Annotated in this window: 14 protein-coding genes; 12 read left to right on the forward strand and 2 right to left on the reverse strand. The window is 50.4% G+C overall.

The window, feature by feature from the left end; translation table 11 throughout:
• Positions 1 to 219 precede the first annotated feature (219 nt).
• From ACZ25G_RS07870 to ACZ25G_RS07900, 7 genes are all read left to right on the forward strand, one after another.
• Positions 220 to 2160, forward strand: a complete 1941-nt coding sequence (locus tag ACZ25G_RS07870) for a V-type ATPase 116kDa subunit family protein (protein WP_191482819.1) — start codon at positions 220 to 222, stop codon at positions 2158 to 2160.
• A 49-nt stretch (positions 2161 to 2209) separates the two neighbouring features.
• Positions 2210 to 2653 (forward strand): ATP synthase subunit C, encoded by a 444-nt coding sequence (locus ACZ25G_RS07875; protein ID WP_191482818.1) that lies wholly within the window; start codon positions 2210 to 2212, stop codon positions 2651 to 2653.
• Between the two features lie 35 nt (positions 2654 to 2688).
• On the forward strand, positions 2689 to 2997 hold the full coding sequence (locus ACZ25G_RS07880; RefSeq protein ID WP_191482817.1) for a V-type ATP synthase subunit F: 309 nt from the start codon (positions 2689 to 2691) through the stop codon (positions 2995 to 2997).
• A gap of 92 nt (positions 2998 to 3089) precedes the next feature.
• Entirely contained in the window at positions 3090 to 3686 is a 597-nt protein-coding gene (locus ACZ25G_RS07885; RefSeq protein ID WP_463682091.1) for a V-type ATP synthase subunit E, read from the forward strand.
• A 24-nt stretch (positions 3687 to 3710) separates the two neighbouring features.
• Positions 3711 to 5462 (forward strand): V-type ATP synthase subunit A, encoded by a 1752-nt coding sequence (locus ACZ25G_RS07890; protein WP_191482826.1) that lies wholly within the window; start codon positions 3711 to 3713, stop codon positions 5460 to 5462.
• A 20-nt stretch (positions 5463 to 5482) separates the two neighbouring features.
• Positions 5483 to 6877, forward strand: a complete 1395-nt coding sequence (locus tag ACZ25G_RS07895; RefSeq protein ID WP_191482815.1) for a V-type ATP synthase subunit B — start codon at positions 5483 to 5485, stop codon at positions 6875 to 6877.
• Positions 6878 to 6907: 30 nt separating this feature from the next.
• Positions 6908 to 7543, forward strand: a complete 636-nt coding sequence (locus ACZ25G_RS07900; RefSeq protein WP_462933617.1) for a V-type ATP synthase subunit D — start codon at positions 6908 to 6910, stop codon at positions 7541 to 7543.
• 187 nt (positions 7544 to 7730) lie between these two features.
• On the opposite strand, the gene ACZ25G_RS07905 is transcribed toward ACZ25G_RS07900, so the two are convergent.
• Together ACZ25G_RS07905 and ACZ25G_RS07910 are read right to left on the reverse strand one after the other, a co-directional pair.
• Positions 7731 to 9086: a PFL family protein gene (locus ACZ25G_RS07905; protein ID WP_191482813.1), complete on the reverse strand. Its 1356-nt coding sequence runs from the start codon at positions 9084 to 9086 to the stop codon at positions 7731 to 7733.
• Positions 9087 to 9116: 30 nt separating this feature from the next.
• Positions 9117 to 9386 carry an ACT domain-containing protein gene (locus ACZ25G_RS07910; RefSeq protein WP_191482812.1) on the reverse strand — a complete coding sequence of 90 codons (270 nt, stop codon included), beginning with the start codon at positions 9384 to 9386 and terminating at the stop codon, positions 9117 to 9119.
• A gap of 170 nt (positions 9387 to 9556) precedes the next feature.
• Between ACZ25G_RS07910 and ACZ25G_RS07915 the strand changes: the two genes are divergently transcribed.
• The 5 genes from ACZ25G_RS07915 (at position 9557) to ispE (ending at position 14253) form a co-directional block, all read left to right on the forward strand.
• Positions 9557 to 10375: a histidinol-phosphatase HisJ family protein gene (locus tag ACZ25G_RS07915; protein WP_191482811.1), complete on the forward strand. Its 819-nt coding sequence runs from the start codon at positions 9557 to 9559 to the stop codon at positions 10373 to 10375.
• Between the two features lie 129 nt (positions 10376 to 10504).
• Complete coding sequence (locus tag ACZ25G_RS07920) at positions 10505 to 10984, forward strand: Lrp/AsnC ligand binding domain-containing protein (protein ID WP_191482810.1); 480 nt, start codon at positions 10505 to 10507, stop codon at positions 10982 to 10984.
• Positions 10981 to 12153, forward strand: coding sequence for an aminotransferase class I/II-fold pyridoxal phosphate-dependent enzyme (locus ACZ25G_RS07925; protein ID WP_463682092.1), 1173 nt, complete (start codon positions 10981 to 10983; stop codon positions 12151 to 12153). Before ACZ25G_RS07920 ends, ACZ25G_RS07925 begins: the two co-directional genes overlap by 4 nt.
• 55 nt (positions 12154 to 12208) lie before the next feature.
• Positions 12209 to 13351, forward strand: coding sequence for a DUF362 domain-containing protein (locus ACZ25G_RS07930; RefSeq protein WP_463682093.1), 1143 nt, complete (start codon positions 12209 to 12211; stop codon positions 13349 to 13351).
• A gap of 26 nt (positions 13352 to 13377) precedes the next feature.
• Positions 13378 to 14253: a 4-(cytidine 5'-diphospho)-2-C-methyl-D-erythritol kinase gene (gene ispE, locus ACZ25G_RS07935; protein WP_191482808.1), complete on the forward strand. Its 876-nt coding sequence runs from the start codon at positions 13378 to 13380 to the stop codon at positions 14251 to 14253.
• Positions 14254 to 14307 lie beyond the last annotated feature (54 nt).

Below are 14307 nucleotides of genomic sequence, written 5' to 3' on the forward strand. Positions count from 1 at the left end.
ATCGAAGGTGTTCGATACCGCGTCCCAATGGAAGAGATCAGAAGCCTTTTGGTTTGATAGAGCCTTCGCCGCCAAGATGTGAAAAAAGAGATTTTTAGCATCCAGCGGCCAGGAGAGAAATATACCCGACGAAAGGCAGTCGGAAGAACTTAGGTGAAAAATATGAAGAGAGATCAACAATGGATTTCCTTGCAAACGTTCAAAGAGGAGGTGTAGCTGGTGTCGATTACAAAGATGACCCTTGTGGAGATCCAGGGAGCGGAAACTTGCTTGGATGAAGCGCTGCAGCGTGTGGCAAAATCGGCGGTATTCCAGCCAGAGCCGTTCACATCCTTTAGTGAATACGCGGCAGGTGTGCCCGCAATGGGGGGGCATAATCCCTATGCGGAGCTATTGCGCAAGGTGATGGGAATTGCTGACACCTTTCAAGTTAAGCTAAAATATGCAGATTTTGAAAAGCTGAATTTGTCTCTCGAGGAGATTCCTCCCTACATTGATAATTTACAGGCGAGGGTGTCCAAGCTCCGAGAGGAAAAGAAAAGCCTGGAAAGCCACCAAGAGACTTACCGGCAGACCTTGACCCATCTACAGCATATTATCTCCCTCAATCTGAGCTTTGATGAATTATTTGCTATCAAGTATTTGAAGGTCCGCTTTGGCAGATTGCCGGTGGATAGTTATATGAAGCTCAGCTATTATGAGGACGAGCCATTTGTTTTTTATTCCTTTGACAACGATGGCGCTTATCATTGGTGTGTATATCTCACCGCCGATGAGGACGCAGAAGCGGTTGACGGTATTTTTAACTCCCTTTTCTTTGAGCGCCTGCGGATTCCAGACGATACCCATGGAACGCCGGAAAACGCCATTGCGCTGATTCAAAAGGAAATGAAAGAAAATGAAGCAAGGCTGAAAGAGGTCAAGGAAGAGATCAAACAGATTTATCACCAAGGGGTAGAAGAGTTTCTGATGGTCTATTCCAAACTCAAATTTCTCAGTGACTCCTTTGACCTGAGAAAATATGCGGTTATATTGAAAGGTAAGTTCTACGTTTTAGGATTTGTTCCTGAGAAGGAATATGAAAACTTGAAAGGGGAATTCCAAAATCTATCTGGGGTGGAGGTAACAAGCCGCCCAACGGAATATAAGGAAGATCTCCATGTCCCGGTGGAACTGAAGAATAATCGATTTGTACGTCCCTTTGAGATGTTCACAACCATGTATGGCCTGCCAGGATATAAGGATATCGATCCTACCCCCTTTGTGGCGATTACCTACACCTTCCTTTTCGGCCTGATGTTTGGAGATGTAGGACAGGGCTTGGTCATTTCCCTAGTGGGATGGCTGTTGTGGAAGTTTAAAAAGATGACATTGGGCCCCATTATGATGCGTATCGGTATTTCCTCGGCGGTATTCGGATGCATCTATGGTTCTGTCTTTGGTTTTGAGCATCTGCTGGATCCCGTTTACCATATGCTGGGCTTTGCAGAAAAGCCTATTGAAGTAATGGAGCCGGCTACTACCACCAACATCTTGTTATTCGCCGTAGGCCTTGGCATCTTTATTATTTTGCTATCCATGGCCTTTAACATAGTTTTGGGTATAAAACAGAAAAATATAGAGCGGGCGGTCTTCTCCCAGAACGGCTTGGCCGGCTTCGTTTTCTACGCAGCTGTTGTTTTTGCTGCTGTGGGAACCCTCATGGGTATGCAGATTTTAAACCCCGTTTACATCCTGCTGCTCATTGTGCTGCCGTTGATGGTAGTGTTCATGAAAGAACCCCTGGCCAAAATGGTGGCAAAACGTAAAGGTATTTTCGAAGAAGGGGTGGGTAATTTTATTGTCGTTACCTTCTTTGAGATGTTTGAGATACTGCTAAGCTTTATCAGTAACACCATGTCCTTCCTGCGTGTCGGCGGATTTATCCTGAGCCATGCCGGCATGATGGCGGTGGTTTCCACCTTGGCCGAGATGGTAGGAGCTGGAGCCAGCCCCATTGTAATCATCATCGGCAACGCATTTGTCATGTGCATGGAGGGACTGATTGTGGGCATCCAGGTCCTTCGTCTGGAGTTCTACGAAATGTTCAGCCGCTTCTTTGAAGCGGAGGGGGATCCCTACCAGCCCGTCAAAGTCAGCTATCAGACACAGGAGCAATAGCTGAGACTGTGTCAAGTTTCATATAAAAATCAAGAATTTGGAGGAACTGATGATGAGTAGAATGTTGATGTTTTTAATCCCCGCAGCAATCGTTGCCATTGCGGCCATGGCTTTGATGCCCCTGTGCAAACGTTCCGTCGATAAAAAAAGCGCCAAGCGCCGGGTCATTGCGAATTTATCTGTTTTCTTCGGTGCAGTTGTTCTGTTTGCGGCTACCCCTGTAGGCAGCATGATCGCATCCGCCGCTGAACCTGCCGCAGCTGCAGCAGGATTGTCAGTAGGCTCCGGCCTGGGTCTGTTGGCAGCCGCCCTGGTTACCGGACTTTCCTGCGTGGGCGCCGGTATTGCTGTTGCCGCAGCTGCTCCCGCTGCTATCGGTGCAGTGAGCGAGGATCCCAAATCCTTTGGTAAGTCCATGATCTTCGTGGTTCTGGGCGAAGGTGTCGCCCTCTATGGTCTGCTGATCTCCATCCTGATCATCAACAAGGTCTGATCATTCCCGCGTTATTTCAGGAAGAGGGAACATCCATGAAATTTTATCTCATCAGTGACAATGTGGATACCAGTGTAGGCATGCGCCTATGTGGAATCGAAGGTGTTGTTGTCCATGAGGCGCAGGAAGTGGAAGAGGCTTTACAGAAGGCAATTGCCGACGAGGAAGTGGGCATTGTGCTCATCACCACCAAATTGATGAAGCTGTGTCCTGATATTATTTACGAGATGAAGCTTCACAGTAAACGGCCTCTGATTGTAGAGATTGGTGACCGCCATGGATCCCAACAGATTTCCGATGCCATCACCCAATATGTGCGGGAGGCTATTGGTATCAAGATCTAGCTGGTGTATAGGCGGTTGGCCTACCAGTGGAAAAACAGACTTTGAGAATATTCGGCCTGCGAAAATTGGCGGGCACAACGGAGGTGAAGATCGTGGCATCATTACAGGAACGGGCCAAAAGAATTGAAGCGGATATTATGGAACACGCTACCAGTGAAAAGGAAAAATACCTCCAGGAAGCAGCGGACTACAAGCGGAGAGAACTGGAAAAGGCCGAAAATGAGGTTTTAAATGAATCTTATGAGAAGATTCAGGATGCCGTTGCTGAAATCCGTACCCGTACAGCCCACATGATTGCAAAAAAAGACTATGAGACCAAACGTGAACTGTTTATCAAACGGATGGAAATGAGCGATAAGGTCTTTGCGAAGGTAAAGGAAAAGCTGATTTCCTATACAAAAACGCCGGCTTATGAGGAAAGAATCGCAAAAAGCGTAAAGCAGCTGGTGGAGAAATATCCCTTGGAGGGCTGCGAGCTGCGGTTTGCTCCCCATGACAATGTTTTGGCGGAAAAAGCGGCCAAAGCATTTGGACATGGCTGCACCGTTGCCGAGGACCGTGACATCGTCATCGGAGGATTTGTTTTGGTCCATCGGGGACAGGGAATCTACCTAGACGAGACGTTGGACAGTGCCTTAGAGGAGCAGAAAACCTGGTTTTACCAAAATTCCGGCTTGTCCATCGACTAGTTTCCCGTGAGAGAGGTGAAGAAGTTGAGCAACAATACGATATATTCTATTAATGGCCCTGTCGTCACCATTAAGGATACGAAGGACTTTTCCATGATGGAAATGGTCTATGTTGGGGAAAAACGGCTGATTGGAGAGGTCATCTCTATTACCGATGCCCTGACCACCATCCAGGTCTATGAAGGCACTACAGGGCTGAAACCCGGGGAACCGGTTTATACCACAGGTAGCCCCATGTGCGCCACCCTAGGCCCTGGTATTCTTTCCAATATTTTTGACGGTATTGAGCGGCCGCTCAAGCAGCTGGAAAAGAGAACTGGCGCATTTATCGGAGAGGGAATCAATGAAGGTGCGCTAGATATGGAACGCCTTTGGGATGTAAAAGTTACCGTCAAGGTGGGAGACAAGCTCAGAGGCGGCCAAATTTATGGCACCACCCAAGAGACATCCCTCATTGAGCATCGCTTCCTGGTGCCGCCAGATTTGGCCGGCCAGGTAGTGGATTGCGCCCCAGATGGCAAATATAAACTGAATGACTGCATTGTTAAACTAAAGGATGAACGGGGAAATATCCATCAGTTGACCCTTTGTCAGAGATGGCCGATTCGGATTCCCCGCCCGGTAGACAACCGGCTTCCCATCAACATGCCTCTGATCACAGGACAGCGTGTCATTGACACCCTGTTTCCCATTGCAAAGGGCGGAACGGCTGCAGTACCGGGAGGTTTCGGTACGGGCAAAACTATGACCCAGCATCAGCTGGCTAAATGGTGTGACGCCCAGGTCATTGTCTACATCGGCTGCGGTGAGCGCGGCAATGAGATGACCCAGGTATTGGAGGAGTTTTCCGAACTGATCGACCCGAAATCCGGCAAGGCGCTGACCGACCGTACGGTGCTGATTGCCAATACCTCCAACATGCCGGTGGCGGCCCGTGAGGCTTCGATTTATACCGGTATTACCTTGGCGGAATACTACCGTGACATGGGTTACCATGTGGCGATTATGGCTGACTCTACCTCCCGTTGGGCAGAAGCCCTCCGTGAAATCTCCGGACGGTTGGAGGAAATGCCTGCGGAAGAAGGCTTCCCAGCCTATCTTCCCAGTCGTTTGTCTGAGTTTTACGAGCGTGCAGGTTATATGGAAACCCTTTCGGGAAAAGAAGGTTCGGTTTCCATTATCGGCGCAGTATCTCCGCAGGGCTCCGACTTTTCGGAACCGGTTACCCAGAATACCAAACGTTTTGTACGTTGCTTCTGGGCGCTGGATAAATCCCTGGCTTACGCCCGTCATTACCCCGCCATCAACTGGACTTCCAGTTATAGTGAATATATTGATGACCTTTCCAAATGGTATCGGGATAACATCGATCCCGCCTACATGAAAAAGCGTCAGGAGCTGTCCGGCATTCTCCAGGAAGAAAGCAAGCTGATGGAGATCGTGAAGCTAATTGGTTCCGACGTGCTTCCTGACGACCAGAAGCTGACCATTGAGACAGCGCGGGTTATCCGCGTAGGATTTTTGCAGCAGAACGCCTATCACAAAGATGATACCTATGTGCCGCTGCAGAAACAGCTTTTGATGATGAATGTCATCTTGCACCTCTATGAGAAGAGCAAGGAACTGATCTCAGGTGGAACCGCTCTTGCCGATGTGTTGGGAACGGGGCTATTTGAAAAGGTTTCTAAGATGAAATATGATATTCCAAACGACAAGCCCGAGCTTTTTGACGAATACATGGCGGATATTGACAAGCAGCTTGGCGATTTACATTAAGACAAGAGGAGGAAGAACAGATGAGCCTTCAATTTGTCGGACTCAAAGAAATTAATGGCCCCCTTGTCGTACTCGACCATGTGCCCGATGTCAGCTTTGAGGAAATGGTGGAGCTGACGCTGGAGGACGGTACCACAAGGGCGGGCCGTGTCGTTCAGATTCAGGGAGAACAGGCCATCATCCAGGTGTTTGAGGGAACCCGTGGATTGTCCCTGAAAAACACCCGTACCAAGTTTCTGGCCCATCCCATGGAGATGCCCCTGGCCAAGGAGATCCTGGGCCGTGTTTTCAACGGCAGTGGCCGTCCCATTGATGGCTTGGGAGAGGTTTATCCTGAAAAATATGGGGATATTAACGGAAAACCTATCAACCCTGTATCCAGAAGCTACCCCAGAAACTATATCAATACCGGAATTTCCTCAATTGACTGCCTGATGACATTGATCCGGGGCCAGAAGCTGCCCATCTTTTCCGGATCCGGTATGCAGCACAATAAGTTGGCGGTTCAGATCGTCCGCCAGGCCAAAATCGCGGAAGAAAGCGGTGTGGGCTTCGGCATCGTCTTTGCGGCCATGGGTGTCAGCAATGATGTGGCGGACTACTTCAGGGCCTCCTTCCAACAGTCGGGGGTTATGAAGAATGTTACCATGTTCCTCAATCTTTCCAATGACCCGATCATTGAAAGAATCCTGACTCCCCGCTGCGCACTGACGGCGGCGGAATATTTGGCCTTTGAGCAGAATATGCACATTCTGGTTATCCTGACCGACATGACGTCCTACGCAGAGGCCCTTCGTGAGTTTTCTTCTTCCAAGGGAGAGATTCCTGGAAGAAAAGGCTATCCTGGCTATCTGTATTCTGACCTTGCCTCTCTCTACGAGCGGGCAGGCGTAATTAAGGGGTCGGAAGGCTCCGTGACCCAGATCCCCATCCTTACCATGCCCAACGACGATATCACCCACCCGGTGCCGGACTTGACCGGTTATATTACGGAAGGGCAGATCGTTCTGGACCGGGGGCTGGATCAAATGGGGGTATATCCTCCGGTATCGGTGCTTCCCAGCCTTTCCAGATTGATGAAGGACGGCATTGGTGAAGGATTTACCCGGGAGGATCATCCTTCGGTTTCCACCCAGCTGTTTGCGGCCTATGCCAAGGTACAGGATGCCAGAAGCTTGGCCTCGGTCATCGGCGAGGACGAGTTGTCCCCCACAGATAAAAAATATATGGAGTTTGGCAAAATGTTCGAAAAGCACTTTGTCAATCAACCCTTTGACGAAAACCGGACCATTGAGCAGACTTTGGATTTGGGCTGGGCCCTTCTCTCCATGCTGCCGGTGGAGACACTGGACCGGTTGGATCAGGCGGATATCGATAAATATTACGATCCCCACAAAGCAGAAAGCTTGAAGTAAGTAATACGCTGACAGATAGAAAGGAGGCCCATGATGCGCAACAATGTTTTTCCCACCAAGGGGAATTTGCTCAGCACAAAAAAATCTCTGGCTCTGGCCAAAATGGGCTTCGAACTGTTGGATCGCAAGCGGAATATCCTGGTGCGGGAGATGATGCAACTCATTGATCAGGCAAATGCATTGCATAACCAGATCAGTGATGTTTATAATCAGGCTTATCAAGCGCTGCAGATGGCCAATATTACCTTGGGTATTTGTGAAGACATTGCAAAGTCTGTGCCAGTGGAAAATGGTGTGCAGATTTCCTACCGCAGCGTTATGGGGGTAGAGATCCCTACAGTGACCATTGATACCAGTGAGCTACAGATGCCCTATGGCTATATGGGTTCCAACTCCCAGCTGGATCAGGCCTATATCTGTTTTTATAAGGCAAAGCTGGTGACAGTACAGCTGGCAGAGATCGAAAACAGTGTCTACCGCTTGGCGAATGCCATCAAAAAGACCCAGAGCCGGGCAAATGCTCTGAAGAACATTATTATCCCCGACTTTGAAGAAACCACCAAGTTTATCACTGATGCCTTGGAGGAAAAGGAAAGGGAAGAATTTTCCCGACTCAAGGTCATCAAAAGGGGAAAAGAACGGAAAAAAGCCGAACAATCAGTATAAATCAAGAAATCCAATACTTTTTGTATTGGATTTTTCTTGTTTTTTGCTGTAATTTATCATCATAAGGCCCGCCACTTGACAGTAGCGGGCCTTATGATTCAGAGAAAGCAAATCCTGTAAAGGCGAAATCCTTGTCAAAAAAGCGCCGCCATATAGGCGGCGCTTTAGAAGCAAAGAAGGCATTGTACTAGTTTTTCAGGCTGTGAATGGGAGCGGGAATCTGACCGCCGCGGCTGATAAACTTCAGCGGGGAAGCGGGATTGACCTCCATCACAGGACCGCCGCCCAAAAGGCCGCCGAAGGAGAGCTCATCCCCTACCTTTTTGCCGATAGCGGGGATAAGACGAACGGCAGTGGTCTTTTGGTTGACCATACCAATGGCCGCTTCATCAGCAATGATGGCGGAGATGGTCTCGTCAGGGATGTCGCCGGGAACAACGATCATATCCAATCCCACGGAGCAGACGGCGGTCATGGCTTCCAGCTTCTCAATGGAGAGGGCGCCGCAGCGGGCGGCGTGGATCATGCCGGCATCCTCAGTTACCGGAATAAAAGCGCCGGAGAGGCCGCCAACATGAGAAGAAGCCATAACGCCGCCTTTTTTGACCGCATCGTTGAGAAGGGCCAGACAGGCGGTTGTACCATGGGCGCCGCAGGTTTCCAGCCCCATCTCCTCCAGGATATGGGCCACGCTGTCTCCGATGGCCGGAGTGGGGGCCAGAGACAGGTCTACGATGCCGAAGGGAACGCCCAAACGGTGGGAGGCTTCATAAGCGACCAGCTGGCCGATCCGGGTGATCTTAAAGGCGGTTTTCTTGACAATGTCCGCCACTTCGGTGATGTTGCAGTCCCCAGCTTTGGCCAAGGCGGAGCGGACAACACCGGGACCGGAGACTCCCACGTTGATGACGCAGTCTGGTTCCCCGGGGCCATGGAAAGCACCGGCCATAAAGGGATTGTCCTCGGGAGCGTTGCAGAAGACGACCAATTTGGCGCTGCCAATGCAATCCCGATCTGCGGTGAGAAGGGAGGTCTCCTTGACCTTATGGCCCATAAGCGCAACAGCATCCATATTGATACCGGTTTTGGTAGAGCCAATGTTGACCGAGCTGCACACGTGTTCGGTGACCGACAGAGCCTCGGGAATGGAGTTAATCAGCTCCAGATCTCCAGCGGCAAAGCCTTTGTGAACAAGGGCAGAGTAGCCGCCGATAAAGTTGACGCCGACAGCGCCGGCCGCCTTCTCCAAGGTCAGGGCATACTTGACCGGATCCCCTTTAGAAGCTGCTGCTAACATGGCGATGGGGGTGACGGCGATGCGCTTGTGGATGATGGGCACCCCATATTGGGTTTCCAGGTCCTGCCCCACCTTGACCAGGTCTTTGGCGCAGCGGGTGATCTTGTCATAGACCTTGCGGCAGGAGGCTTCAATGTCCCCGTCGCAGCAGTCCAAGAGGGAAATACCCATGGTAATGGTACGGATATCCAGGTTTTCGTCCTGGATCATGGTAATCGTTTCTAATATATCACTTACATTGAGCATATGTATCATTGTCCTTTCCTAGGCTTTGGGCTAGATGCGGTGCATGGTGTTGAAGATGTCCTCATGCATCACATGGATGGACAGATGAAGTTTTTCTCCCAGTTCCTTCATAGCATCGACCAGCTCCGGGAAGCTGCAGGAGAGTTTCGTAATATCCACCAGCATAATCATGGCGAACATGTCCTGCAGAACAGACTGGGTTACTTCGATGACATTGGCGTTTTTCTCAGCACAAATGGTGCTGACCTTGGCCAGAATGCCGACCATATCTTTACCGATGACTGTGATAACAGCGCGCATTGTTAAATCCTCCATAGCAGATATTTATATCTATTTTAACATATATAGCGGCTAGATAACAGGGATAGGGAAGATAAATTTTTACAGGGGAGAGTTTGCAAATTTTGTGTTCTATGATATGATAAAAGCATAAGAGCAGGCCGGAAGAAATGAGAGGGAGGCAAGATTTTATGGCGACCCCAATTTATGACAGCCATACACACAGCGACAATTCTCCAGACGGTTACCATTCGGTCACCTTTCTCTGTGAGAATGCCATTGAAAAGGGGATGGCAGGATTTGCGCTGACGGACCACTGTGATATTAATGTCTATTTTCAAGATAAATACGATAAGACCATCCGGCAGTCTAACTTTGAGATGATGAAGGCAAAGTCCATCTTCTCCGATCGGCTGGAGCTTTCCGCCGGGGTGGAACTGGGCCAGCCTCTCCAAGCGCTGGAGAATGCGGAACAGGTATTGGCTTCCTATGATTTTGACTTTGTCATCTGTTCGCTACATAATAATTTAAACCAGCAGGATTACTATTTTATCAACTACAATGACCCGGAACTGGATATCAAAGATCTATTCGACCGCTATTTCCAGGAGCTTTTGGAGACGATAGCCTGGGGAAAGTTTGACGTTCTGGGGCACTTGACCTATCCGCTGCGGTATATGAACGGCATTTATAAGAAAAATTACAGCTTTCTTGACCACTACTACGATGAAATTGTGGCGGTGATGAAGGGAGTCATCCAGCAGGGAAAGGGAATCGAGATCAATACCTCCGGCCTGCGGCAGCCGGTGGGCGTCACCCTGCCCGACCTGCCTTATATCAAGCTGTATAAGCAGCTGGGGGGAGAGATACTGACCATTGGCTCCGACTCCCACACTGCTCAGGACATTGGCGCTGGCATTGCTGACGGCATCCTCATCGCCAAGGAAGCGGGTTTTAATTACTATACCTTCTTCCAGGATAGAAAGCCCAAAATGATCAAGATTGATTGAGCGAGAACACCTACCGGAAGGATCCGGCAGGTGTTCTCTGTCTTGCGGGTTGTGTTTTATTTGGAAAATTGATATAATAAAATCTAAAATCTTCCCATGAAAAAAGAAAAAAACTAGGAGTGAGTATGCATGGATAAGCTGCTGAAGATTTTATACGAAAATGCCAGACTGTCAAACGCGCAGATCGCCGCGATGCTGGCCCGAACGGAGAGTGATGTGGCAGCCGCCATTGATCAATATGAAAAAGAGGGCATTATCCGTGGATACCGAGCCGTTGTAGACTGGGATAAAACGGATCGTCAATTTGTCACCGCCCGCATTGAGCTCAAGGTCACGCCCAAAAAGGGACAGGGCTTTGAAGAAATCGCGGCCGCCATTGCCCAGTTTGATGAAGTGGAGACGGTCTATCTTATGTCCGGCGGTTATGATATAGCAGCAACTGTTACCGGAAAAACCTTCCAGGAGGTAGCTATGTTTGTAGCTCACCGCCTGGCTCCTTTAGATTCCGTCCAATCTACGGCCACCCATTTTGTTCTGCGCCGCTACAAAGAGCGGGGTATCCTGATTAAGGACGATGCGGTGGACGAGAGGGGGATGGGTTCACTGTGAGGGATTATAAGGAGATTCTCTCCCCCAAAATCCTAGGGCTGAAACCTTCCGGCATTCGGAGATTTTTCGATATTGCCAACGAGATGGAAGGCGTTATCTCCCTGGGAGTAGGGGAACCTGACTTTAAAACGCCCTGGGCTATCCGGGAGGCGGGTATCCGCTCCCTGGAGCAGAGCAAAACCTGGTATACGGCAAACGCGGGGCTCCAAATGCTAAAAACCGAAGTGTGCCGTTATCTCGAACGCCGCTTTGGGCTTTCTTACGATGACAAACATGAAATTATGATTACGGTGGGTGGTTCTGAGGCCATCGATGACTGCATCCGTGCCTTTGTGAATGAAGGGGACGAGGTGCTCATTCCCGAGCCCTCCTTTGTGGCCTACCATCCCATTACTGTCCTGGCCGGCGGTGTGCCGGTGGCTATCCCTACCAAGGCAGAAAACCACTTCCGCCTGACTCCAGAGGAGTTGAGGGCTCATATCACCGACAAAACCAAGTTGTTGGTGCTTCCTTACCCCAATAATCCCACCGGCGGTGTAATGCGCCGGGAGGACCTGGAGGCCATTGCCCAGGTGCTTCGGGAAACGGATATTATGGTGCTGTCAGATGAAATCTATGCGGAACTGACCTACGGCGGACGCCATGTTTCCATTGCATCGATTGACGGAATGAGAGAGCGCACCATCGTGGTCAACGGCTTCTCCAAAACCTACGCCATGACCGGCTGGCGGCTGGGATATGCGGTAGGACCGGCTCCTGTCATGGAACAGATGCTCAAAATCCATCAGTATGCCATTATGTGCGCCCCTACCACCAGCCAATACGCTGCCATCGAGGCAGCCAGCAGCTGTGACGACGCCATTGCCAGTATGGCGGATGAATATAATATGCGCCGCCGTCTCATTGTGGATGGATTCCGGAAGATGGGATTGGAATGTTTTGAGCCGGAAGGGGCGTTTTACGTGTTCCCATCCATCAAGTCTACCGGTATGACTTCCGATGAATTCTGTGAAAGCCTGCTGCATCACGAGCGGGTGGCGGTAGTGCCGGGTACCGCTTTTGGCGAGAGCGGAGAAGGCCATTTCCGGGCCTCCTACTGCTATAGCGTCGCCCATATCCTAGAAGCATTGAAGAGAATTGAGCACTTTTTGCAGGGGCTTGACAAATAGCGTGAAAACCTTACCGCGGCAGCGGTAGGGTTTTTGGCATAGACGGAGGGAATTTGTGCGGCAAGTAAGTGTAATCAAGACGCCATCCTATGACCAGACGAAGGTAAATGAAGCGGTCCACAGACACTTTGCCCTGCATGGCATGGAAAAGAGGCTGCATCCGGGAATGAAGGTGCTGATCAAGCCCAATCTGCTGATGAAGCGGCGCCCGGAGGAGTTTACCACCACCCATCCATCGGTGGTGGAAGGGGCGATCATAGTGATCAAGGAATATGGAGTAACCGACATTACCATTGCGGACAGCCCAGGGGGACTGTACACCAAGGGACAGCTTAGCGCTATCTATCGTGCCAGCGGTATGGAGAGCGTGGCGGTCCGGCAGGGAGTTAAGCTCAACCTGGATACCGGGTTTGGAGAGGTAGAGGCGCCAGAGGCAAAGATTTGCCCCCGTTTTACCATCATTGATCCAGCCAGGGAGGCGGATATGATCATCAGTGTGGGTAAGGTGAAAACCCATGGGATGACAGGGCTTTCCGGCGGGGTGAAAAATCTGTTCGGCTGCATTCCGGGGCTGATGAAACCGGAACTCCACTGCCAGTTCCCAGAAAAGGACAGGTTTGGCCATATGCTGGTGGATTTGTGCCAATGCCTTCATCCCGGTTTTTTCCTGATGGATGGGGTAGAGGCAATGGAGGGAGACGGCCCTTCTGGGGGTGCTATGCGAAAGGTGGGGATTACCTTCGCGGCAGAGAATCCCTATGCACTGGATCTTGCCCTATGCCGCCTTATGGACATGGAAGAAGATGCTGTCCCCACCATTGTGGCGGCGAAGGAACGCGGTTTATGCGGCAGCTATGGGGAGGATATGGCCATTGTCGGAGATATGGAAGAGATCTCTCCGATTCAAGACTATCAGAAGCCGGCCGGGGCGTCGGTGGATTTTTCCAACCATGTTCCTCGGATATTCCGCGGTTTGGTGCGGAAGCTGGAGACGATTGCGGCACCGAAGCCGGTCATCCGGAAAAAGGATTGTATCGGCTGCGGAAAATGCGCTGAAAGCTGCCCCCAGAAGACCATCGACATCCAGTCAAAAAAAGCCCATATTGACTATAAAAAATGCATCAAATGTTTTTGTTGCCACGAGATGTGCCCAGTGAAAGCAATCGATATCAAACGGAATCTCATTTTACACCGATAGAGCAAGGGGAAAGGAGTAAATAAATTTTGGACGCTATCAAAGTTAAGGCGCCGGCAAAGATCAACTTATCCATTGACGTGGTGGGAATACGCTACGACGGGTACCACCTTCTGCGGATGATTAACCAGGCCATCGATTTGATGGATACGGTGGAGGTCAGCTTAGAAGAGGGAAAGGACATCGTCATTTCTTGTGATGACAATCGGATCCCCTCAGGGGAAAACAACATCGCCTATAAAGCATGCCAGGCTTTTTTTGCCCATACGGGCAGGGAGCCGGTGGGTGTAAAGGTAGAAATTCAAAAAGAAATCCCCACGGAAGCGGGATTGGCCGGCGGCAGTGCTGATGGGGCAGCTGTTCTCTTTGCGCTCAACGAGCTTCTGGAGACAGGGCTTTCTACCGAGGAGCTCTGCGATATTGGGGAGACTGTTGGCGCGGATATCCCCTTCTGCTTGGTGGGAGGTACCGCCTTTGTAGAGGGTATCGGGGAAGTGATTACCCCTCTGCCTGAGATTCCTCATTGCTACTTCGTGGTATCCAAGCCGGATCTTTCTATCCGGACAGCGGATTGTTTTAAAGCTTTTGATGGAGAGGGCATTTCAAGACGTCCGGATATTGACAAGATTACGGCGGCGGTAATCGCCGGCGAACTGGAGGAAATGGCGTCGAGCATGTGCAATGTTCTGGAAGAGGTGGGACGTTATCCGCAAATTGAAGAACTGAAGTCCATCATGTTGGAGGAAGGGGCTCTGGGCGCTGTCATGAGCGGCAGCGGCAGTGCGGTGGTCTCTGTCTTTGAGGACAAGGGCGACGCCAAACACTGTGTCCGGGAGCTGACATCCCGCGGATATGAGAATACCTTCCTGTGCAAACCTGTAGCCCATGGATGTATAGAAAAATAAAAAAGGCCCGTTTCCCATTGGGAAGCGGGCCTTTTTGATGGAATTTTTCCCCAT

It is taken from the genome of Zongyangia sp., assembly GCF_965361945.1.